18 protein-coding genes are annotated in these 23412 nt (G+C 56.5%); 7 read left to right on the top strand and 11 right to left on the bottom strand.

The features are described from left to right. Positions 1-20: 20 nt before the first annotated feature. Genes SADFL11_RS09005 through SADFL11_RS08990 form a run of 4 tightly spaced genes read right to left on the bottom strand, consistent with a single transcriptional unit; the run spans position 21 to position 6315 of the window. Positions 21-1550 carry a type VI secretion system Vgr family protein gene (locus tag SADFL11_RS09005; RefSeq protein ID WP_008192908.1) on the bottom strand — a complete coding sequence of 510 codons (1530 nt, stop codon included), beginning with the start codon at positions 1548-1550 and terminating at the stop codon, positions 21-23. A gap of 31 nt (positions 1551-1581) precedes the next feature. Further along, on the bottom strand, positions 1582-1986 hold the full coding sequence (locus SADFL11_RS09000) for a PAAR-like domain-containing protein (protein WP_081450578.1): 405 nt from the start codon (positions 1984-1986) through the stop codon (positions 1582-1584). Further along, on the bottom strand, positions 1986-3107 hold the full coding sequence (locus tag SADFL11_RS08995) for a pentapeptide repeat-containing protein (RefSeq protein ID WP_081450579.1): 1122 nt from the start codon (positions 3105-3107) through the stop codon (positions 1986-1988). The genes SADFL11_RS09000 and SADFL11_RS08995 overlap by 1 nt, the downstream gene beginning before the upstream one ends. After that, positions 3100-6315 carry a DUF2169 family type VI secretion system accessory protein gene (locus tag SADFL11_RS08990; RefSeq protein WP_081450580.1) on the bottom strand — a complete coding sequence of 1072 codons (3216 nt, stop codon included), beginning with the start codon at positions 6313-6315 and terminating at the stop codon, positions 3100-3102. Before SADFL11_RS08990 ends, SADFL11_RS08995 begins: the two co-directional genes overlap by 8 nt. A gap of 517 nt (positions 6316-6832) precedes the next feature. Between SADFL11_RS08990 and SADFL11_RS08985 the strand changes: the two genes are divergently transcribed. The 4 genes from SADFL11_RS08985 (at position 6833) to SADFL11_RS08970 (ending at position 13599) form a co-directional block, all read left to right on the top strand. Then, entirely contained in the window at positions 6833-7345 is a 513-nt protein-coding gene (locus SADFL11_RS08985; RefSeq protein WP_040451785.1) for an Hcp family type VI secretion system effector, read from the top strand. A gap of 214 nt (positions 7346-7559) precedes the next feature. Next, entirely contained in the window at positions 7560-10307 is a 2748-nt protein-coding gene (gene tssH / locus SADFL11_RS08980) for a type VI secretion system ATPase TssH (protein ID WP_040453237.1), read from the top strand. Between the two features lie 117 nt (positions 10308-10424). Continuing rightward, positions 10425-12044 carry a sigma-54-dependent Fis family transcriptional regulator gene (locus SADFL11_RS08975; RefSeq protein WP_008193784.1) on the top strand — a complete coding sequence of 540 codons (1620 nt, stop codon included), beginning with the start codon at positions 10425-10427 and terminating at the stop codon, positions 12042-12044. A 94-nt stretch (positions 12045-12138) separates the two neighbouring features. Further along, positions 12139-13599 (top strand): serine/threonine-protein kinase, encoded by a 1461-nt coding sequence (locus SADFL11_RS08970; RefSeq protein WP_008195916.1) that lies wholly within the window; start codon positions 12139-12141, stop codon positions 13597-13599. 13 nt (positions 13600-13612) lie between these two features. Here the strand turns inward: SADFL11_RS08970 and SADFL11_RS08965 are convergent, their stop codons facing one another. Next, complete coding sequence (locus SADFL11_RS08965) at positions 13613-14386, bottom strand: MinD/ParA family ATP-binding protein (RefSeq protein WP_008195891.1); 774 nt, start codon at positions 14384-14386, stop codon at positions 13613-13615. Positions 14387-14412: 26 nt separating this feature from the next. Further along, positions 14413-14838, bottom strand: coding sequence for a hypothetical protein (locus SADFL11_RS08960; protein WP_008197238.1), 426 nt, complete (start codon positions 14836-14838; stop codon positions 14413-14415). 149 nt (positions 14839-14987) lie between these two features. Between SADFL11_RS08960 and SADFL11_RS08955 the strand changes: the two genes are divergently transcribed. Together SADFL11_RS08955 and SADFL11_RS08950 are read left to right on the top strand one after the other, a co-directional pair. After that, positions 14988-15614 carry a LysE family translocator gene (locus tag SADFL11_RS08955; protein ID WP_008191901.1) on the top strand — a complete coding sequence of 209 codons (627 nt, stop codon included), beginning with the start codon at positions 14988-14990 and terminating at the stop codon, positions 15612-15614. Positions 15615-15778: 164 nt separating this feature from the next. After that, positions 15779-16576, top strand: coding sequence for a hypothetical protein (locus SADFL11_RS08950; RefSeq protein WP_008191064.1), 798 nt, complete (start codon positions 15779-15781; stop codon positions 16574-16576). Between the two features lie 88 nt (positions 16577-16664). Here the strand turns inward: SADFL11_RS08950 and metG are convergent, their stop codons facing one another. The 3 genes from metG to SADFL11_RS08935 form a co-directional block, all read right to left on the bottom strand. Further along, entirely contained in the window at positions 16665-18185 is a 1521-nt protein-coding gene (gene metG / locus SADFL11_RS08945; RefSeq protein ID WP_040453241.1) for a methionine--tRNA ligase, read from the bottom strand. A gap of 343 nt (positions 18186-18528) precedes the next feature. Then, on the bottom strand, positions 18529-19524 hold the full coding sequence (locus SADFL11_RS08940) for a YeiH family protein (protein WP_008189587.1): 996 nt from the start codon (positions 19522-19524) through the stop codon (positions 18529-18531). Between the two features lie 15 nt (positions 19525-19539). After that, the gene (locus SADFL11_RS08935; protein ID WP_209002774.1) at positions 19540-20802 is read right to left on the bottom strand and encodes a cytochrome-c peroxidase; all 1263 of its coding nucleotides are present in this window, start codon (positions 20800-20802) and stop codon (positions 19540-19542) included. 57 nt (positions 20803-20859) lie between these two features. Here SADFL11_RS08935 and SADFL11_RS08930 point away from each other — a divergent pair, with 57 nt between their 5' ends. Continuing rightward, positions 20860-21354, top strand: coding sequence for a tetratricopeptide repeat protein (locus SADFL11_RS08930; protein WP_040451787.1), 495 nt, complete (start codon positions 20860-20862; stop codon positions 21352-21354). Between the two features lie 50 nt (positions 21355-21404). Here SADFL11_RS08930 and SADFL11_RS08925 read toward each other — a convergent pair whose 3' ends face one another. Together SADFL11_RS08925 and SADFL11_RS08920 are read right to left on the bottom strand one after the other, a co-directional pair. Beyond that, a complete protein-coding gene (locus SADFL11_RS08925) occupies positions 21405-22208 on the bottom strand; it encodes an ORF6N domain-containing protein (RefSeq protein ID WP_008193442.1) in 804 nt (267 codons plus the stop codon). Positions 22209-22349: 141 nt separating this feature from the next. Beyond that, the gene (locus SADFL11_RS08920; RefSeq protein ID WP_008192124.1) at positions 22350-23408 is read right to left on the bottom strand and encodes a TRAP transporter substrate-binding protein; all 1059 of its coding nucleotides are present in this window, start codon (positions 23406-23408) and stop codon (positions 22350-22352) included. Between the last annotated feature and the right edge of the window lie 4 nt (positions 23409-23412).

Here is a 23412-nt window from a genome sequence, read left to right as displayed (position 1 = left end):
ATTGTGGGTCTTTGCAGACCCTACGCGGAACCGTCGCTGATCTGCATGATAATGCCGGAAGCTGTCCGGGTTCTGTGCGCGACATTCTGGTTTGTCGCCGTGACAGGGTTGACCTGCTCCCCGTTCGACACCGCGCCCAGAATGACCGGGCGGTCCGGATCGCCGTGCAGGAAGCCGAGCAACACCTCTGTGCCGATCAACAGTGTGGAGTGGGACCCGTAACCGTCTCCGCCGCCATAAGGTTCCATTTTCCGAACGACATAGCTTGCCTTGCCCTGCGACAGGCCGCTTTCCTCGTCCAGAATCCGGACACGGTACCGGCCGGCGCTGTCGAGTTCGGCGCGCTTTCCTTCGGTCTCACCATCGATCACCGCGGAAATGTACCCCGGGATAGATGGCTTTGGTGTGACAATGGATGGCCGGAAGCCGTTGTCGAACGGAACACAGACGAAGCGGTTGCGGTAGGGCTCCGGTGTCATGTCGGCCGAACTGAAGCCAAGCGGTGTCGTATTGACACAGCTGTGGGTGACTTCGGTCACGATATAAAGACCGTCAAGATCCCGGATCGGATGGTCCTTCAACTGAAAGAAATATCCCGGGCGCAGGAGCGGAATGTTGCTATCGCCAACGAATTGCTGGCGTTCCGTTTCAACGAGTTCGACCCGCCGCTTCGCGATGAAGTTGCCTTCTGAAACGGTTGCATAGTGCTCACCATAGCGGGTGGTGATGCCCTGGCCGGGGAAGCTGGCGTCTTGCGAGACGAACAGATCTACCTTCGGGGTTTCTTCGTTGTATTCCCGCAAAGCCACTGTGCCGCTTTGGGTGATGAATTTCTGGTTGAAAGACCAGATTCCGAAATCGCCGGTGCCCATCACCTGTTCTTTGCTGCGATAGGACAGCTCTTCGGTGATTTGTTTGCCGGAAAGCTTTGTGAAGTGTTCCTTCCGGTCGCCGAAGACAACCTTCTCCTTGTCACTGGAATGATCGAAGGAGAAGAAGATGCCGAACCGCTCACACATGCGCTTCAGGAAATTCAGGTCATGCTCCCGGTACTGCATGACGAAATGCAGTTTCGGGTAATCTCCGCTGGACGGCAGCATGTCATACTGGATCTGGCGCGGAACGCGGCTCGAACTGGTGTTCGAGTTCTTCTTGTTCGCATCGCTAAGCTCGCTGGTCAGGATATCGATGACGGTGACATCCTTGTCCGTGCCGTACACCTGGTTCTGGGCACTGTGCCGCAGCATGGAGAGTTCAGGTTCAATGACGAACCGGTAACAGAATTCGCGGTTCGGTGTCGGGTCGCGTGTCTCCGCGCCTTCAATGAGACCCTGCGCCTCCATCTTTTCTTCGCCCATCTCCAGCGTGAGCGTGGCAGCCTTGCCCATCATGTCGGGCAGTTTGATAGGGTCTTTCGAGACGATATCAGTCGTAAACCGATACCCGTCGGTCAGGGCTTCAACGCCGTGAAGAGCTTCGACATAGACGTCGCTGCTCGATACGCCGGGCAGGGTGATCGACATTTTTCCCTGCATCGCTTCGCTGCTCATTGTCTGATCTCCTCTTCTGCCGTCGCGCCGCTTAAAGGCTCGGGTTCAGCAGACGTATTTGTGACGGTACCAGAGTGGTGCCGACAGAATTGGGTGAAACGCCGTTCTGCGCTGTCGGGTCCAAAAGTGCGCGGGTTGCCGGCATGCACTGAAGGAAGAGTTTGGTGGAGCCCTTCACGTTCCGGCTGTTGGAACACACCATCCCCGAAGCCACGCCGGGACCAGGGCCACTGACCGTAACCGGCGCCAAGTTTGTCATATTATGTGCCGGCATGCACATGATGAGTGACCGGAAACAGGTTGGGATTTCCGTCACCCGGAACCCCATGGAAAAAAGCGGGATCGGGACCGGGCCGACCGGTGTTGTTTGCAGGTAGATATCCGGAACCGAGAAGTCCATTCCGGGAATCGGGCCTTGTGAGTTTACAAACACCATCAGAGTGTCCCTCCTTGGCCCGCACCATCGCCGTCGAGGGCGACCTTGTCGGGCCGGTATAATTCTGCAATCGCACGATCAGTATCGGTCTCGATCCGGCTGCCGGATGTGCCGAGCATCACAGTCTGTTCGGTCTTGGCTGCATGAAATTTCGTAAGGTTAAAATTGCTTGCCGAGAGAGAGGCACCTGACAGGTCGGCATGCGAGAATTCGACCTGGCGCAGATCGCATTGCTCAAACAAAGCCGCCCGGCAATCCGCCTCCAGAAAGACTGCGGAAAACAGCTGCGAACTGTTGAACCGGGCTCCAGAAAGACCGGCACCGGCAAAGTTCGCCATGGTCAGCTGGCTGCCCGAGAGATCCACGCCGTCCAGTTTGCTTTTGGTGAAGCCGGTCGTATTTGCTGTGACACCGCGCAGGCTGGCGCCTTCAAAATTACATTCGGCAAACACGGACGCGCTGAGGTTGGCACCGTTCAAACTTGTGCCCTTGAACTCGCCCTTGTGGAATGTGCAGTGCTGCCAGGACTGACCGGAAAGATCGAGGCCGGAGAGGTTTGCATCGGCAAACAAGGCAATATCGATAAAGGTGCCGGTGATATCCACCGGCCGCAGATCGGCGTCTGTCAGCATGAAATTTGACAGAACCGCGTTTGCAAAGCTGGCGCCGGTCACGTCAGATGCCAAAACGACGGCCCGGTAGAAGCTGGCCCTGGAAAAGTCGGCATCCATCAGGTCCGGCTGGGCAAAGGACACCTGATCGAACGTGCTGCCAGAAAAATCGCAGTTGCTGGCGTTCCCCGCAACGATCTGGGCGCGCTCAACATACGTGTCGCGCATTTCTGATGCTTCCATGTCGCAGGACACGATCTGGCTGTTCTTCAAGTTGCAGCCATTGAAACGTGCGCCTTTGAGCGTGCACGACACAATCTGCGCATCTGTCAGGGCCGTTCCGGAAAAGTCGCACCCGGTCAAGTCGCACTCGATAAACCTTATCCCTGCAAGGTTCATGTTAGCAAAGGACATTCCCGAGGCAATGCGGAGCATGATCGGTTGTTCATGGGCGTGGAACGCCATGACATCTTCAAAAGTGATCGGTTTTCTGTCCGGCATCTTAGGCATGGGTCGGTTGCTCCAGAAGTGTCATGCCAAGGTTGGCGCCGGAAAAATCGCAGCTGGCGAGTTTGGCCTCAAGCAAGTCTGCGGCGAAGAGATTGGCAGCGCGCATCGAGCAGCGCCGAAGATCGACACCTGTGAGCGCAGCGGCAAAAAGATTGGCCCCAAAGAAATCGCTGCCTGCAAAATTGGACCGGCCGAACAGCGAGTTGCGGAATGAAGACAGTCTGAAATCATTGGCTTCAAGGTTACATGCGTTGAAGAAGCAAGCGGTCCCGCTTGCCCTCAAAAAACAGCATTCGGGCATTTCGGCCGTGTTGAATGAGCTTTCGGTTGCATGAAGTCCGTCAAAGCGCGAGCCGGTCAGGTCGCTTGCGCCCATGATGCCAACGGACAGCCATTTGCCGTTGACGGCACGCATACCAGGTGCCTTCACTTCCATAAAACCAATGCGTTCCAGGTCGCTGTCGCTTAAGTCCAGGCCTTTCATGGACAGGGTCACGAACATTGTCCGAAGCAACTTGGAGCTTGTAGCTTTAAATCCGTCCGCCGATCCGGTCAGGATCTGACAATCGGTCATTCGGCTTTGCTTGAGCTGCATGTCGTCGATGTTGGATTCAATCAGACGCACTTTCTCAAGATCCGCTCCGGTGCCGGTCGATCCCGACAGGTCCGACTGGATGATCAAAAGGTCATGCAGTTTTGCCCGGTCAAGCGACAGTTCCTGCGCGCTTGCCCTGTTCAGGTTGGCGCGGGTCATGTCGCAGTCGGAAAAGTCGACACCCGTAAGCGTTGCCCCGGAAAAGACTGCTCCAGTCAGGTTTGAACCTGTGAACCGGGCATCTGTAAGGTCTGATTGCTCGAAGAACGTTCCGGAAAGGTCCATGCCGCTGAAATCAACGCCGCGTAGATCGGCGCCAGCAAGATCAGCGCCTTTGAAGTCGTGACCATCGCGCAGTTTTCCGGTGACAAACGCACCCAGACGGATCGGAACCCCCTCGGGCAGGGCCTCAAGTGGAAACAACGGGGCTGGGGATTGCTGGCGGGCTGTTGCCATGGAGTCTTCCATGGTCTCTTCCGCCTCGTCCATGCGGTCCTTGGCTGTTGCCACCGACGCCAGTGCCGTCTCCGACGGTGTTTGGCCTTCAGGCGGCTGCGGTCCGTCCGCTTGCATGCCCTCGACCCGCTCCAAAAGGGTTTCGAGCATCTCACCCGGTTTGTCTTTCGGGATGATGGGTGAATCGAGTTTGGACAGGCCTTCTTCCAGTTTGGCCGTTAGGTCGTCCATCGGCATGTCATCTGGTTGACTTGCCAATAGGTCTTTGAACGATGACTGTTTTGCCGAAGGCGCAGGCGTGGTTTCGGCCAGCTCCCCGATCATCGCACTGAACTGATCGTCAATGGCGTCTGAGGGCGGTTTCATGGCCTCATCCAAGCCTTCAAGCTGGGACAAGTCCATTTCGTCTATGGCCTTCCGGGCGTCTGCCAGGATACTGCCCTCAGGTTGTTTCATCGCCCGCGCAACCGCCTTGGTATACGCGAGTTCGATGTCTTCTTCCGACGGCGCGTCCGGTTCGCCGAAGATGCCAGCCAGCGTTTCATCAAGAGCCCCGGCAGCGTCGGAATTGTCATCCAGTCCCGCAAACGGACCGGAGGGTGACCGGTCTTTCAGGGCGGTCAGTTGCCCCGTGACTTCCTGAAGGCCGGATGCGAAGTCCGGGTCGAGTTCAAGATCTGAAAACCGAGCCAGGAACGCGTCATCGACAATTGGTTTCTTGGCGTGTGGCGGCAGCAATTTGGGCGGCGTTGCTGCGACAATGGCCCGGCGCTGAAGCTCTGCTTTGGCCATCTCGCGGTCACGTTTTTCCAGAAGGGCGTCTTCAACCGCTTTGACGTCATCCAGAAGGGCGGCCAGATCCAGATCGCCGTTTTCCAGTTCTTCCGGGGTTGGTTGGGCCACCAGGGGAATATCGTCGATAATGTCCGACTTGGGCGGCGGGACGAGGTCTCCCGGGAGGCCTTCATCCTCCAGCATCTTGCGCGCAGCCCAATTCTGGTTGTCCATGAACTTCTGCCGGTCGGCCGCAGCCTTTTCCAGTTTGGCTTCGCGTTTGGCACTGAGGATTGCCGGATCGACATCCGGCATCAACTGATAGTCGGCCAGCGCATATTTGTGCGCTTCGTCCTTGGATGTCCGTTTCTGATAGACATCAGCGTAGTAAGCAGCATCCCGGCTGACTGCATCCGTCTCTTCCAGGCCGACCATGATGGCCGCAATGTCTTCCGCAAACCGGTCTGTGCCGCGCAAAAGGCCACGGAATGTCAGAACGGCCTTTTGAACATTCGGGAAAAGCGTCACGGTATCGCAGCGCATCGTGGTTTCGATGAGCTCATTCGTATTGGTCAGCTTGTAGAAACACCGGGCGGTGAGACGCGGCAGTTGTCCGCCAACGGATGCCTCACCGCGCGACATACCGGTGATCGCAAATGTTTCCCCGCCTTCAAAGAAACCATCGAACCGTTGATCCTCTGGTGCTTCGCAGTGATAGAGCGGATTGAAGTCATCCGGTTTCAGCGGCGAGATATGGTCGATCCAATGCTGATCATACGTGCCGAGATATTTCAGGCGTGCGGCGTCATCCGCAGCAATTGGGCCGAAATGAGCTGGAACCGGCTGGTCATCCGGCGCCTTGATCAGCCTCGCGGGATCTTCAACATTCGGAAGCGGTGCATCGTAGCCGGCCTCCAGAATGCTTCTGGCTCCGTGCCCTTTGCCACGCGCATTCGGTGCGTAGTTCGGGCCGCCGAAGGCCTGCGCTTCGCCAATCGGCATTTTGAGAAATGGAACCGGCCGGCTCATTTGCACGCCCTGATCCGAAAGTTGCCAAACGCGATCGCCAAAAACGGCGAGCTCTTTATGGAACCGTTCGAAACGGACAGAGACCCGGATGCCTTCTATGGGCGCATCAGTCGGCGACAGCGCATTGCCTGCAACAATCACTTCGCCCTTCGGCTTGAGCTGACCCTTGTCGAAGATTGCACCGTTGGGCATTTGCTCCGTCACCATCGGCCAAAGCGCTTGCTCGGTCAAAAGCCGGCTAGGCTCCTCGAAGTCAAATAGAGCATAAGCCGACACTGTGGTCAGCGCTCCGTCCTTCGTGGGGTCTGTTTGGTGCGCTACCGAAACCCGGGATGGTTTGATGATAGCTGGCAAAGGCCTTCTCCGTTGCGTTTGTTACTTCATCGAATGAAGGGCCATTCGATCGATAGGAGCCTGTAATCTATAGGACGCAGACAGTGTCCCGCAAAAGTTACAATATCATCACACTCATACAGGACCGACCTAAGCAAGGTGCGGGACTGGCTACCTTGGGTCAATTGTCTAATATCTGCACATCTGGATTGAGAGTGCTCTAACGTTTTTTGGAAAAAGTGAATGATTTCAAAGAGCGGTTCGAGTGCGAATTGGAAGCAGGCCGTAAAACAGCGCGCTGAATGTGATGCAAATCACAAGGAGAATGCGCAGAGAATTGCACACCAGGCCCGGCACTGTGCAGTTTTCTGCACAGTTTAACACTTTCTTAAATCGGAAAATATCGAGCGTAAGATGTTGAAATATATCAAAATATTCGACCAGATGCCGATTTGGCACGCTGCTTGCGATGTGCAGGGCGTTGGAGGCGAACATCCTCCTACCGGAATTTCGAAAGCTCAAATACGGGAGACGAAAAATGGCAAATGTCGCATACATGACCATCAGTGGTTCCACTCAAGGCGAAATCACTTCCGATGCCACCACAGCCGATTCCATCGGCAACAACTGGCAGGAAGGCCACGAAGGCGAGTCCCTGATCTACAAGTTCGAGAGCAACGCGATTGTTCCGCGTGACCCGAACTCGGGTACCGCCATCGGCACCCGCCGCCACCAGCCGACCACCATCATCAAGCCGCTGGACAAGGCGTCTCCGCTGATGTGGCAGGCTCTGGCCACCGGTGAATCCCTGGAGATCACCGTCAACTTCTGGCGCACATCCACCTCCGGTGTCCAAGAGCATTACTACACGATCAAGTACACCGACGCCGTTCTGGTTGAAGGCAAGACCATTTTGCCGGACGTTTTGGATGATGCGAACTCGTCCCGCGGTGATCAGGAGCAGTGGTCCTTCACTTACCGCAAGGCCGAGTGGACCCACGAAAAGGCCGGCACATCGGCTTCTGACGACTGGCGCGCTCCGGTCACCTGATCCGGGTGACTGAGTTGAATTGTTGATTGAATGCCGCTTCGGAAACGGGGCGGCATTCTTTTTAACGTTTGTACTATTAATTCAGCGTTTTCCGCATTGTGCGGGAAACGTCTCTTTGCGTAAGCTTGCAGCGTTTTTATGACACGTTTGTCATCAAAGGCCGCTAACAGTTGGGAACAATGCACGTCCGTGCATAATTTGGGGGTTGCTCACCGTGCTCGACCTGGATCTTCGCCGCCTCATCGGCCGTCTGAACGCATATTCAAAACGCGCGCTGGAAGGTGCTGCGGGCCTGGCGGTGACACGCGGGCATTATGAAGTCTCCATCGAACATGTGCTGCACGTGTTCGTGGAAGACAGTCAGCATGATGTCCAAAGCGCGCTTCGGCACTTTGAGATTGATCCGGCGGTGATGCGAAAGGGGCTTCAAAGTGTCCTTGAAAGCATGAAGACGGGTAATCAGGGCCGTCCGGTGTTTTCGCCTCTCCTTGTCGAACTCATTTCTGATGCATGGCTGGTCAGCTCCGTCGAGCTGGATCTTGATCAGGTCCGCTCCGGCAGCCTCCTGGCCACAATCTTCGCGCAGCCGAACCGCTACGGTGATGATCGTTGGCTTCAATACATGGAAGACATCACGTTCGCCGGGTTCAAAAAGGATTTTACCGACATCATCGGGAACTCCGAAGAAACCACAGCAGGTCTAACCGCAGCACCTGTTGGAGATGACAAGGCGTCATCTATCGCGCCCGGAATGAGCCCGGACAGTGCACTTGCCAGATTCTGTACAAACTTCACACAGGCAGCCAGAGAGGGCAAGATCGATCAGGTGTTTTGCAGGGATCACGAGATCCAGCAGATGATCGACGTTCTTGGCCGCCGGCGGAAAAACAACCCGATCTGTGTCGGTGAACCTGGTGTCGGTAAGACTGCAGTTGTCGAAGGACTAGCGGTCAAAATCGCCGAAGGCGATGTGCCGGATATGCTCAAGAGTGTTGAGCTGATCGGTCTGGATCTCGGCATGCTGCAGGCGGGCGCCGGTGTTAAGGGCGAATTCGAAAACCGCCTGAAAGGCATTATCGACGAGGTCAAGTCGTCGCCGAAACCAATCATCCTGTTCATCGATGAGGCCCATATGCTGATTGGTGCAGGTGGATCTGCTGGTGGTGCTGACGCTGCGAACCTTCTGAAACCGGCTCTGGCGCGCGGTGAACTGCGTACAGTCGCGGCAACGACCTGGAGCGAATACAAGAAGTATTTCGAAAAGGACCCCGCACTGGAGCGGCGTTTCCAGCTGGTAAAGCTGGATGAGCCGAGCCCGGAGCAGGCGATCACGATTATGCGCGGCCTGCGCGGCGCTTATGAGAAAAACCACGGCGTCTATATTCGCGACAATGCTGTGGTGGCTGCTGCCAAACTATCCGCGCGCTACATTTCAGGCCGGCAGCTCCCGGACAAGGCGGTGGATGTGTTGGATACCTCCTGCGCGCGCGTGAAGCTGTCTTTGTCTTCAAAGCCGTTTGTAATCGAGCTGAAGGAAAAGCGTCTCGGCGAATTGAACCGGGCGCTGGGATCATTGACCCGGGATGCCCAGGCTGACTTTGCCCCCGTTGATCCGCAAGTTGAGGAGATCGAGGCCGAAATTGAGACAGTCGAGATGGAGATCGCTGATCTGACGGCCCGCTGGCAAAAGGAACTGGATCTCGTCAATCAAATTCTGAAGCTCCGTCATGACCTTGGCCTGAGCCTTGAGGGGGACGAGCCGGCTGCGGAGGACGAGGTGTCCAGCGAAGACGCGGAAGAAGCCTCTGACACTCCGGAAGCCGAAGCCGAGGAAAGTGGTCAGGTGACCACCGGCGACACGGCCGTTGATATCGAAGCCATGAAGGCAATGTACGCTCAGATCGCTGAAGACCTGAAGGTGGCTCAGGACGGCGACCCGCTGGTTTCTTTCGAAGTCACCGAAGAGGCCATTGGTCAGGTGATCTCTGACTGGACCGGCGTACCCCTCGGCCGCATGGTAGAGAACGAAGCCGATTCTGTACTGAAGCTTTCTCAGAACCTCCAGGCGCGCGTGATCGGTCAAGATCACGCCATTCAAGCCGTCGACGAAGCCTTGCGGACTGCAAAGGCTGGTGTTCAGAACCCCGAAGCGCCGATGGGTGTGTTCCTGTTCGTCGGCCCATCGGGTGTTGGTAAAACCGAATTGGCAACGGCGATCGCGGACCAGCTGTTCGGCGGCGAGCGCTTCCTGATTTCCATCAACATGTCGGAATTCCAGGAAAAACACACCGTATCGAAGCTCGTCGGGTCCCCTCCGGGCTATGTCGGCTATGGCGAGGGCGGTGTTCTGACCGAAGCTGTCCGCCAGCGGCCCTATTCAGTTGTACTGCTCGATGAAGTGGAAAAAGCGGACCTTGAGGTGATGAACCTCTTCTACCAAGTCTTCGACAAGGGCGTCTTGTCGGATGGCGAGGGACGCCAGATCGACTTCAAGAATACAATTGTTGTTCTGACCAGTAACCTTGCCACAGATGTTCTGACTGAAATGGGCTCGCTGCCGGAAAAACCTGTCGTGGATGAGCTGGTGGCTGCTTGCCGCCCAATCCTGAGCGCACATTTCAAGCCGGCACTTCTTGCGCGGATGCAAATCGTGCCGTTCTATCCGCTGATTGGCGAACCGCTTGAGAAGATCGTCCGGTTGAAACTGAACAAGGTCGGCAAGCGCCTACGTGAAAACCAGAAGATGGAACTTGTTTATTCCGACGAGGTCGTCAAATCGATTGCCGCCCGCTGTACGGAAGTGGAAACAGGTGCCCGAAACATCGACCACATCGTCAATCGCACGATTTTGCCGGAGCTCTCCACCGAGCTTTTGACAAAAATGGGCGGCGATGGAACGGACTTTACTAAAGCGACGATTGATGTCGGCGAGCCGGGCCACTTTACCTACAGCCTGAGCTGATGACCTTGCAAAGACAGGTTGGCAAAGGCGCCGCCTGCAAACATGAACACAAACGGTCTCCGGGCGGGCATGCTGCTGCCCGGGGGATGAGTTCACATCTGCGCAGGCGGAAACCGAATGATACTCGATGACCTGTTGGATTTGACCGAGGCACTGGCTGGAGCCGAGCAGGTGGAAACTGTTCTGGAGTTGGTGCTGGAGTCTGCGCTGAATATCTCGCGCGCAGAGGGTGGGTCGATTTATACGCTCGACACTTTGGGGCAGCATTTGCACCGTACGGCGTCCCGCTATCACGGTGTTGTCGCGACCGCGGCAACAGGCGAGCGTGTTTCCATTTATGGCGATGACATGATGCCGAATCTGCAGGCTCCAGCCGCGCTCGTCGTCTCCACCGGCACCGTGATCAACATCGCTGACATCACTTCAGCAGTTGGATATGATTTTTCCCGCATCGAGGAAGATGATCGGCTGTGTGGAACAAAAACACAGTCCTTGGTCATTATTCCGATGACGGTTCTAAGGGACCGGTCCATCGGTATCCTGCAGCTGATCAACCCGCGCAACGCAGATGGCCAAACCGGCGCCATTCGCGATGAGGTGCTAAAGCAGCTTAAGGCGCTGTCCATCCATGCGGGGATCTGCATCTGGAACACCCGCATGCATGAGGAAAACACACGGCTTAAGAAGCAGTTTGATCGCTACATGAAGGAGCTGCCGCGCCAACTGACAAAAGACAAGGCGCAGCCGGCTCCGGTCAAAAAGCAAAAGCCGCAGGGGCTCGTCGGTGATAGCCCGCCGATCGAAAAGGCCATCAACCTTATTGGCAAGGCGGCCAATTCCGATGTCCCGATCTTGGTGCGCGGAGAAACCGGGACCGGCAAGGAGATGATGGCAAGTTTCATCCATCAGTCCAGCGACCGGTCGGACCAGGCATTTGTCGTGCAGAACTGCGCGGCACTTCCCGAATCGCTTCTTGAAAGTGAGCTTTTTGGACATGTCAAAGGCGCGTTTACTGGCGCGCAAACGGATAAGGCAGGCCTCGCACATGAGGCGCACAAAGGTACGCTGTTCCTCGACGAAATCGGAGACATGCCGCTCGCACTTCAGGCGAAGGTTCTGCGTTTGCTGCAAGAGGGCGAAGTCCGGCGGGTTGGAGCGACAAAAACCGAACATGTGGATGTCAGAATAGTCGGGGCGACAAACGTCAATCTGGAAGAAAAAATTGCGGAAAGCGAATTCCGGAAGGATCTGTTTTACCGCCTGAATGTCTTCCCGATCAGCTTGCCGCCTTTGCGGGAACGTCCCTCTGACATTCCAAAACTCATCGATCATTTCTTGAAAAAAGGCGCGGCCAAGGCGGGAACGACCGTGCCGATCGTATCGGCCGACGCGCTCGATGCGTTGCTTTGCTGGAGCTATCCCGGCAATGTTCGCGAATTGAAGAACATTTTGGACCGGGCCCGCTTGATGGCCGAGGCCGGTTATCCCATTCAGCTGGAGCACCTGCCGCTGGAGTTGACGGGACCCATGAATGGCAGTGCAGCGCCGATGCCGAGCGGGATCCCTGAGGGGGATTTGAAAACCATCGTTGGCCAGTATGAAGCACTGGTCATCGAGGCTAAAATGCGGGAAGCTGGTTGGAACAAAACCAACGCGGCGCGTTTACTGAAAGTAAGCAGGCGAACCATTATTGAAAAGCTGAACCGCTACAACATCACCCGTCCGGCTGGCTTCTGACAGTGGTCGGGCCATCAGGAGACACCGCAGTCTGAAACTCTTTGGGTTAAGCGCGAAAAAACACGATGCCACTGGTGAAGGTCCGGATTCACTGGTGAAAGCCTTCGTGTCCGGCCGCTTGTCCTACGATGCGCTTATTCACGGGCTCAAGGAAGTGTTCCATCGCTCCGATTCACACGCGGCCGACGTTCACGCGACCCTTGGAGAGGCTGTAGAAAGCGGGCGTCTCCCGAATGATCTTGCCCAAATAATACGGACGCAATTGCCCCCAGGTGGCGAGCTAAACGAGCCCGGTGGACCGGCAGTGCCCTCAGACACGGCTGCAATCGCGAGCGGTGCCGCGGACCGTGCGGCCGAAGACGATCTGGATGAACCAACCATACCGAATGGCGTGGTCGGGCGGGCGTCTTCAGCAAGTCAGCCACAACCTGCGGCGCAATCGCCCTACCTTCCACCCTTGCCGTATCTCACCGAACCGCCAGCACAGGCGGGCGATGACATGCGCAACAAGGTCGATGATGTTGTCCTCGGGTCGATCGTCGACGGTTTCAAGGATTTCCGGAAGGCGCGGAACAGCGGCAGCGATCAAACTGCTGGCGAAGTGCAATCGGGAAAACTCGACCAGTTTCTGACCGGCTACAAAAGCGCGCGGCTGCGGACCAATGCCCGTAAGGCGGCAGCAGGTCAGTCAGGAGGGGCGGCCGATCTCAACTCGCTTGCGGGTGCCGGAGCAGAGCGGGCGGGAGTGGGGACGTTACTGCGTGACCGGTTCGTGCTCGACCGGGAGGTAGGCCGCGGTGCTATGGGTGTCGTTTATGCCGCCGTCGACCGGCGCCGCCTGGAGGCAGGGCACGACGAGCCGTATGTGGCGTTGAAACTTCTGACCGATGAAATCCGGTCAGACACTGGCGCCTTGCGCCAGCTGGAGGCCGAGGCCCGTAAGGCGCAGGCGCTTGCGCATCCGAACATTGCGACGATCTATGATTTCGACCGGGATGGTGGTGAAGTCTTTATCGTGATGGAACTGTTGCGCGGGACCACGCTGGACCGGAAGCTGTCAGCAGCTCTGGGCCATTCCCTGCCGGCCAAGGATGCATTGCCGATCCTGCAAGGGATTTGCGACGGTCTCATCTATGCGCACAGTCAAAATGTCGTCCATTCGGACTTGAAACCGGGGAATATCTTTGTTCTCGACAACAATGTGATCAAACTGCTCGACTTCGGTCTCGCAGCCGTTACGACCGCTGAGATAGCCGATAATGGGCTCGGCAGTGCATTGACCGCGTCCTATGCAAGTCCGGAAATGTTTGAGAAGGCACCGCGGGATCCGCGCGACGATGTGTTCGCACTTGGCTGCATCGCCTATCAGGTTCTTGCCGGTCGCCATCCGTTCTCATTGAAAGGCTCAGATGAAGCTGCCCGGGAAAACATGGTGCCAGAACCCCTGGAAGGGCTGGATGCTGAGGTATGGCAGGCTCTTGAAAAAGCCTTGGCATTCAAGCGCGAAAACCGGCTGGTCGATGTCAGTACATTCCGGGCCGCACTCTTCGATTAATCCTTAAAGCGGATCATTCAATTGAGTCAGCAATCGTTTCGATCGACCGGGTGAATGCATGGTCCGGGTGCAGGGTACGGATGAGCCCGGTGCTGCCGATTTGAATAAGGTCGGTCGAGAGCGGCAGGACCGCGGCCACCGGCGTCCGGTAGTTGGAGAAAATCCGCTGGGACAGATCCTGAAAATCGAAGGTTTCCAAAGCTTTGTTGACAATTAAGAACAATTGCGGAACTTCCAGCTTGCGGGCAAGTTCAAGCGTCACCGCTGTCCCCTGGTAGTCCTGAATATCCGGACGCAGGATCAACAATAGCGTGTCGGAGACCGCTATCGACAGCAGGGTCTCTTCATTCACGCCCGGGTGTGTGTCGATCAAAAGGTAATCGAGATCCATGGTGTCACAAAACTCCATGAACCCGCGATTGAGGGCTTCCACATCATACATTTCCTTCACAATCCGGGCGATGTCCCCGGTCTTGATGGAGGAGGGAATGAAGAAGACCTTGCCCGGCCCAGTGATCGAGGGTTCGCCGTCCGGGCCTTTGACACCGTCGGTGATGTCCAAAACGGTGTCCTTGATACCGCAGTATCCCCACAGGTAGTTGTTGAGCGTGTGTGTCACCGTGTTCAGGTCCACATGAAAGAGCGTGTGAATGCCCGGTGACTGAATATCCGTGTCCACGATCCCGACCTTGTGGCCGCGCAGGGCAAGGCTCGCAGCGATGTTCGCCGTCACGTTCGATTTGCCGGTGCCGCCGCGATAGGAATGGGTGGAAATGATCTTGGTCACTGGAATTCTTTCAGTCTAAAGAAGCCTCAAGGCTGCTTTTTATACTTTGATCTCATCGACTTTGCGCGGGCCTGAAGCGTGCGGAAGTAGTCAGTATCAGCGACTTTCTCCACTTCCATCTTGGCTTCTTTTTCGTCATAGGCGACTTCGAATTTGTCGAGGCGGACCTTCAGTTCCTGGTTCTCCTTCCGCAGCTGAGCTTCGGCGAGTTCCAGTTTGCGCCGTGTTTCGGTCAAGTCCTCAATAAGCTGACCGGAATGAAATTCCCGGGCCTCGACCTGCACCACCATGCTGGAGAACGTTTCGGCAAGCGCGCGGATGCTCTCAGGCACATGTTTATCCGTGATGATGTCAAAGAGTTCGTCCACATCATCATAGCGGCCGTTCGCGATGGCCTCGCACGTCTTTGCGAGGCTTGCGATGGCAGGCTGCATGGCGTCCGGTGAGCTCAAAAAACCTCCTGAAGATCGGCGGGTGCTGGACCGTCGCCCTTGAATACACCAACAGACGGGGGACCCAAAGGCAAAACTGTCTTTGTTTCCTCTGACCTTGACCGGCGAAGTTTAACCGGCGAAATGTGAACGAACGATTGGAGACCTAAATGATTCCGGTGGATGTCCTTGGTGTATTTTTTGTCGCGGCCATTGCCTTGGGTCTGGCGCCGGGGCCCGACAATATCTTTGTTCTGACCCAATCTGCCCTCTACGGACGGTTTGCCGGCCTGGTCGTGACCCTGGGGCTGTGCACCGGCCTGATCTTTCACAGCGCCGCCGTTGCATTGGGTGTCGCCGCGATCTTTCAGACATCTGCTCTTGCCTTTACGCTGCTTAAATTCGCAGGGGCTGCCTATCTCGTTTATCTGGCAGTGCAGGCGTTCCGTGCCGGCAGCAGCAAGATCAATGGAAACAGCGCCCTGGAAATGTCTCTGCCGGCGCTCTATCTGCGCGGCATCATCATGAACGTGACCAATCCAAAGGTCGCGATTTTCTTTCTGGCGTTCCTGCCGCAGTTTGCAGATCCCGCGCGCGGCTCTGTCCCGTTTCAAATCCTGATATTTGGCGGGCTTTTCATTGTTGCCACAATCCTGGTGTTTGGCGCGGTTGCGCTCGGAGCGGGGTCTCTTGGGGGATACCTGAAACGCTCACCATCGGCGCAAGTCTGGCTCAACCGCTTGGCGGGTGTGGTCTTTGTCGGCCTTGCCGTTCGGTTGGCAATCTCAGAGCGGTGACGCCACTCGGCAAAAATCCCTGTAATCCATAGAATTTACCGAATGAATCAACACATAATTGCGGAATGCCGCCCGCTTTTACGCGATGTTAACCATAAAACAAGCACAACTTTAGGGTGAAGTCCGAAGGTGGCCTTCGGCAAATCCAAGTGGCGTGTTAGCTCATGAAGACCAGTGTAATTGCAATTCTATCGGCCTTTACGGCGGCTGGTTCCGCCCTCGCGGCGGACCCTTTTCCATATGATCCGGGAATGTCCGGCGACGTCTATACCGCGTCAACGCTGCGCGGTTCCATCGGTCTTCGCTATTGGTACAGCCAGGGATCAACCGAGAACAAGGGCGACTTAGCCCGGATCGACAACGAGAATGTGACCGGCCACACAGTTGAGTTCCTTGCGCGTCTTGAAGATACGTCTACAGGATTTTTCACGAAGGGCTATGTCGGTCTTGGCAAGAACACTGACGGTTCGCAGTCCCAGAGGGGCTTTAAGTCGACCAGTTGGAACACAAGCAATCTTGGCTACCTCACGCTGGATGGCGGGTGGGAGTTTCGGCGGTTTTCTAACAACTCAGCCCGTATCAATGCTTTGGTCGGCTATCAGTATTTGAGCGACATTCATTCAGCCTCTTTCAACACTGTCGATGTCAAAATCACGAGCAAGTTTCATGCTTTTCGTGTCGGCGTGGCAGCGGATGGTCAATTTAACGACCGTTTTGCCTGGGCGGTCGAAGCGGCGGCAGTGCCTTGGGCCTACAATCAGGTCAAGGACAGTGCAACCAAGCTTGAGAGTGAATACACCTACGGCTTTGAAGCCGACGCCACATTGAACGTCGCACTGACCAGCAACTGGGACATTGGTATCGGTGGCCGCTACTGGTGGCTGCATTCCGAGTATGAACTCGACCAAAGCCAGACCTACCAGCGTTATGGCCTGCTGATCGAGAGTAAATACAAGTTCTGAGTGTTTGGGATTCTAGGGCCGTCCGGAAATGACGGTAAAAAAACGCCGACCCATCAGGATCGGCGTTTTTTGTTTGGAAGTTTGAGCCTTACTGCACCCGGGGGAACAGGGCGTCGATCTCGCCGAGTTCTGTTCCGCCAGCCAGCTTGTCCAGCTCGGGAGCCCAAGGCGTTGCAGCCTTCGGTGCGTTGAGCATGCCAAGTGCCCTGGTGGCCGAGCCCGGGATCACCTGGGTGAGGGCCTCGAAAAGGATGCGCTGACAATCGAGTGTCACATAAAGAACGGTCGCGCAGCGCTCGCGGGTCTCCTCGTTCTTGAAGAGAGACCACGGGGCCTGTTGGTCGATGTATTCGTTCATGGCCACGGCCGCCTCGACGATCTGCTGGGTCGCTGCCGGAATATCCTGCAGGTTGATCCAGCCCGCGAACGCCTTTGTGGCCTCGACAACCGTCCGGCGCAGCGCCTCGTCTTCGGCCGTTAGAGCTCCTGGCATCGGCACCTTGCCGTCGAAATTCTTGTTTGAGAATTTCGCAACACGGGACAGGAGGTTACCGATCTTGTTGCCAAGCTCTGAATTGTAAGCCTGGGTGATCAGATCGACCGAAATCTGGCTGTCGCTGTCCGCGCGCATGTGCCGGGCAAGATACCAGCGCAGCGCATCGACACCGAGCTTGTCCATCACCTCGATCGGATCAACCACATTGCCGATGGACTTCGACATCTTGACGCCGCCAGCGCCCACCCAGTGGCTGTGCACGGAGAGCTTTTTCGGCAACGGCAGATCAGCCGCCATCAGCATCAAGGGCCAGTAGACACCATGCGGCTTCAGGATGTCCTTGCCGATCATGTGTTCACATTCCGCCCACCAGTCCTGGTAGCCGTCGTCCGGCCAGCCGATGTTGGTCAGGTAGTTGGCAAGCGCGTCGAACCAGACATACGTCACGAAATCCGGATCGAACGGCAGATCGACGCCGAGCGTGACGCGGGTTTTCGGCCGGGAGATACACAGATCCTCCAGCGGCTCGGCCAGCATCTTCTTCAGCTCGTTTTTGAACGGCTCGGGCTGAATGAAATCCGGGTTCTCGTCGATGTGCTTCAGAAGCTTCTCGCGGAACGGTTCCATCTTCAGGAAGTAGTTGGTCTCGTCCGTTTGCTCGACCTTTATGGTCGGGTGCAGCGGGCACTGGCCGTCCTCGGTAAGATCGCTTTCCTTCTTGAACTCCTCGCAGCCCTTGCAGTAGGTGCCGGTGTACTGCTTCTTGACGATCAGGCCCTTGTCAAAGATGCGCTGCTCCATCTCCGCGACGGCTGTCTTGTGGCCTTCGCGGCTGGTGCGGACAAAGTAGTCGAATTCAACGCCGATCTTTTCGAACACATCGCGGAATTCCTTGCAGCGCATGTCGAGATAGTCGGTGACCGGCATATCGAGTGCTTCGGCTGCTTCCTGGTTCTTCTGGCCGTGCTCGTCAACGCCGGTGGACAGCATCATCTCGTACCCCAGCGCCTCGCGGTTCCGCTTCAGGATGTCGGCCATGATCGAGGTGAAGGCGTGGCCGATATGCGGGGATCCGTTGACGTAATAGATCGGGGTGGTGATGTAGCTTTTCATCAACATGCTTTCGAAATTTCTAGGCAGGGGCCGGAACGCTTGTTTTTGCAAGGACCGGCCAGAAAATCCGCCGTGAAGAGGTGCGAGCTATATTTCACACTCGCGCCCCCAAGAAAAGCCCCGGCAGGGCAAAAGCGGATGGGTGGTTGCTTAGGATATAGGGATTTGGGGCGGGCGAGGCTAGAGGTTGAGCCTCGTGCTCTCCGCCGTCCCGGCCTTGCGCCGGGACCAAAGTCCGGTTTGATGTGCATGACCCCGGCTCAAGGCCGGGGAGGCGGATTTGGTCAGCGCTTTGCAAGGTGGCCGGAGTGCGACAGTCCACATTCAAGCCTATGTTAAAAGATCACCCGATCAACCAGATCCCGGCAAGCACGAACAGGGCCAGAAAAACTGTTTGCGTGACCACCATCCAGATCGCCGGGCCACCGACTTCCAGGAGTTTCGGGATGGAGGTTTTCATGCCAACTGCGGCGATCGCTGCAAGCAGCGCCCAACGGGACACCTGGCTGGCGGCATCCTTCACGATCTCCGGAATGAACCCGAAGGAGTTGAAGGTTGCAAGGATCAGGAAAGCGACGACAAAAAGCGGCATCAGAGGCGGCCGGGCAGCTCCGGGTTCTGTGCCTTTGCGCAGGATAAGCGCTGCGATCAACACGATCGGGGCCAGCAGCGTGACCCGGATCAGCTTCACCAGCGTCGAGAGATCACCGGTTTCTTCGGACACGGAGAAGCCAGCGCCGACCACTTGAGCAACATCGTGAATGGTGCCGCCAAGGAAGACGCCGGTCGCATCCCGGTCGAGCCCGAGTGAGGCGGTCAGGATCGGATAGAAGATCATGGCAAGCGTGGACAGCACGGTCACCGTGATGACGGTAAACGCAAGGTCCCGCTCGGCATGCTCACGCTTGGGCAAAATTGAGCCAATGGCCATGGCAGCCGAGGCACCGCAAATGGCGACCGCGCCGCCAGACAGAAACGAAAACAGCCGGTCCTTGCCAAAGAGGTTCCCGATCAGCAGCGAAAAGCCGATGGTCGCTAGGACTCCTGCAACAACGAGAGCCAGAAACGGCAGTCCAAGCGCCTGAACCATATCGACACTGATCCGAACGCCCAGCAAGGCAACCCCAATCCGCAATAGCGTGCGTGCAGAAAAGGCAATGCCGTCCGCTGTGCGTTTTTCCTCCGAGAGAAAATTCAGCGGCATTCCAAGCAGGATAGCCATCAGCATCGCGGGCGCACCATAGTGCTCGTTCAAAAACTGCGCCGAGATTGCGACCAGACCGGCAATCGCTATTCCCGGGAACAATTCATGAGCCCGGTGTTTGATCTTGTCGATCATTTTTCGTCCTTGTTCTTATTTGTCGATCGGAAGACCGCTTGGAACGGAAGTTGGAATGCCAAAGGGCGGAAAAGCTACGGAATCTGAGCCTGTAAGCGCTTTCATGAAGTCTACTATAGCACCAATTTCACTGTCAGAAAGGTCAATGGTCTCAACGTCGCGAAATAGTCTTTGGCGCGCCATTTCGCGACTGTCCGACCAAACGACAAAATCAATGGCTTCCAACCAGGGAGCAGAGGGAAGGGCGGCAAGTTTTGGGTCCCATTTCGCCAGCATACCGTCCGGATCAAGATGGTGGCGTATGATCCCTGCCAGTGTTGGATAGGCGCCATTGTGCCCGTAAGGAGCGGTGAGCTCGACATTGCGCAGCATAGGTGTGCGGAACCGGTAAGCGTCCTCCAGGCTGTCGCTTTCGGCCATGCGTCCTGTGTCCCGAACCATCGGGTCAAACCGCCGTGTCCGACCGGGTCCGAAAGGAGGCAGCCCGAGCGCGTGGAACTTCTGGTCACTCAACAGACTTCCAGAATGGCAGCTTGAACAGCCGGCCTTTCCGTAGAAGAGATCAAGCCCATGTTTTTGCTGCGCGGAGAGAGCCTCTGTGTCACCAGCCAGATAGCGGTCGAAGGGACTGTCGAAGCTCTGCCATTCGATTGCCTGAAAGGCGGCTAGAGAATTGGCGATCTCGACAATCGTGACGTCTTCGGCTGACTCAACATGGTTGAAAGCCTCGATAAACATCTGACCATATTCAGGAATTACGCGCACTCTTTTGGCGAGGATCGGCCAGGCCGCATCGATCCGGTCATGGACCGCGCCGGCAATCTCGTTCTCTTTCGGATTTCCCGACATCTCGAACTGCGCCACGAGGGGAAACACAGCCTGGGCCGCGAGCAGCGAGTTGAAGCCTTCCGGCAGCCATTCTTCCGCGGGTGAATTAAAGCCGTTCTCATAGGTCTCGGCAATGGATATGCGGCCGTCATGAAACAAGGTGTGAAGGTCTTTTGCGCCCAAATTCCAAAGGCCTGGCGCGTTGCGCGGAATCCGTTTCTTAATCCGGCTCTCACCGGTTCCAGCCAAGCGGCCAGGACCGAGACCTTTGCCGCCCTCGCCAATGCCGAGTGACAAGCCGTCGCCTGTTCCAAACTCTGGATGATGGCACGTTGCGCAGGCAATATTCCTGTTGCCGGACAGGATCTTGTCGTAAAAGAGAAGTTGGCCGAGCGCGGCCTGTTTGCGATCAAATTCGAGAAAGTCAGATCGGGTTAGAGGCGCTGGCAATTCAGCCGCGCCAGCTGGCAATATGCAAGCAGACAAAAGCGAAGGAACGAGGAAAACATGACGCCACTTCGATCTGCGGTCGCCGCACTTTGCATCCTTGTCAGCGCGGCAATGACCAGCCCGGCGCGTGCGGAGATCGAAGAAGCGCGCGATCTGATGGAATCCGGCAAATTCGAAGAAGCCAAGGATGCGCTTTGGCCGGCGGCCCGGTCCGGCAATGCTGACGCTGAAGAGCTGATCGGTGTCATGTATGCCATGGGGCTTGGCGTGGAACGGGACGACCAAAGGGCTTTTGAATGGTACCTCAGAAGCGCCATGAAGGGGCATCCCGGCGCCCAGTCCGGTGTTGGCTGGTACTACGAGATCGGCCGGGGCATGCCGGCGCCCGATCTTGTGCGCGCTTATATGTGGTACACGCTGTCTGCCATCGGAGGCGATCCGGACGCGGCGATTTCGCTTGAAGAGGTGGTCAAAAAGATGACCGCGGAAGAGATCGAAAAAGCGCATATTCTTGTCGCCGACTACAAGGTCTGGATGTACCCGTTCCGCTGACCGCGGCTGACGGCCTGTGAGAACGGATGTCAACCTCGTGCTCAACAGTTCTATCCTCCCAGGTCTTTCAGAACGGCCAAAAGACCGTCGACACTGCCGCTGTCCATGTAGCGCTGCACCTCGATCACGATCCTGAGCTGTTTGGCCAGATATGCCAAGCGCCTGTGGTCATTTTCGATATGTTTGGCGGTCACCTCGGCATCGATCGCTTCGGCTTCCTTCAAGAGTTTCTGGATTTCCGCCAAGGTTTTTTCGTTTTGGACGCCTTGCTTGCGCAAATGCGATTTCACAGCGTTGAGGCCCTCTAGGGCAATGGCCCGTGCCTCATCCCGGACAGTGGTGTCGGCGGTCGGATCGGCAATTGCATCGAGAACCCGGCCAAGGGCGCCGTCGAGTTTAACCAGGAGACCGGGCCGTTCATCAGCCGGGGCAGGAAGCATACCCGTTTTGGCGGTCACTGCCTTTGCGTTTGGCTCTGGACTGACACCAGCCTTGCGTGCTGCAACGAATGTCTTGATGATGAACCGGGTCGCCTCCACTGCCTCCGGAGTCCGGATAATGGTTGCCGCCATGGCGGCACCGTGTTCGGTGAAAACCCATGGAAGTTTCCGGCGTCCACCATGTCCACTTGATGTACCAGATTGGTATATCAAAATTTCTGCTTCACTTTCAGTGAGTTGAAACGCGAATCCGCCCTCAAACCGCTCCAGATGTGCCTTGACACGCTGGTTGAATTTCGAGGTCGACAGTCCAAAAAGCCTTGCCAAATCCTCATCCAGAACGACGGCCTGGTCCCGGGTTTCAAAGATTTGTGGCGGTTCGAGCTTGGTCAGTTCCGGAGATGAGGCAGCCATATGACAATCCAAAAAATCAACGACTAAAGACAGGTAGCATCAAGAGATGTGTCATATCCACGGTTGATTGTCTGGATGAAAATACAAATGCCAAGAACGAAGTGAGGAGCCAGAATGCGGCCCCTCACTTGTCGTGTCGTGTTAGTTCAGGTCTGCGTCGCGCGCGCCGTTAACGTCTGCCTCGGCAGCTGCCACGGCTTCTTCCAGCGCGCCGAAGATTTCGCCGCCGCGGTCAACGTTTTCCTTGAACCAATCGAAGACCGGGCTTGCAGCTTCTTTGAAGGCTGCCTTTTCGGCCGGGGTTGGAACATAAAGATCACCACCGCCGGCAACAAAGTCTTCATAGGCCTGGATCGACTTGCGCTTCGGAGATGCAAAGGTTGCCTGTTGCAGGGCATAGAAACCATCAACAACCACCCGGCGCATGTCCTCCGGCATGGAGAGGAACTTCTCATTGTTCATCCACCACAGAGCGCCCATGTAGGCATGTCCGTCGAGGGTGACGTATTGCAGGCCGGCATCCGGGAACTTCATGCCCATGATGTCGGTGATGCCGTTCTTTGAGCCTTCAACCACGCCAGTCTGGAAGGAGGTGAACAGCTCCGGCCACGGGATCGGGGTCGGAGACGCGCCAAGCGCTTTGACAAGAACCTGCGGCAGATCGGCAACGACAGTACGGATTTTCAGGCCTTCCATGTCAGAAGGTGCCGCAATACGCCGCTTTGTGTTGGCGAAGTTCCGCCAGCCGCCGGTGTTGCCGATGGTCATCAGGCGGATCATGTTGTCACTGTCTTCCAGCGCCATGTTGCGCATGGTGCGGGTGAAGTCACCGGACAGAACATGTTCTGCAATCCGGTCATCGGACATCATGTACGGCAGGTCGAGAACCTGAACATACGGGAAGATGCCGGATGCGCCGCCGGATGTGGAGATGTAAACATCGATGGCACCACCAGCGACCCCTTGCAGGCACTCTGCGCCGTTGGAGCACAGCTGCGTGCCGATGAAGAGTTCAACCTCGATGGCACCGTTCGAAGCGGCTTCCACGAAGTTCTTGAACACGACAAGACCATCATAGTCTTCATCGTTTTCGTTGGAGTTTGCGGTGGCGCGCAATGTGTAGTCGGCCGCCGTTGCACTCAATGCGGACCCGGCGAGCATCGCCGCGACCGTCAAGGATTTAAGGGCAGATTTGAGCATTGAA

It is taken from the genome of Roseibium alexandrii DFL-11 (genome assembly GCF_000158095.2).
In the GTDB taxonomy this organism is placed as follows: domain Bacteria; phylum Pseudomonadota; class Alphaproteobacteria; order Rhizobiales; family Stappiaceae; genus Roseibium; species Roseibium alexandrii.
Note: the sequence above shows the minus strand (reverse complement) of the source record. Positions and strands in the feature narration are given on the sequence as shown.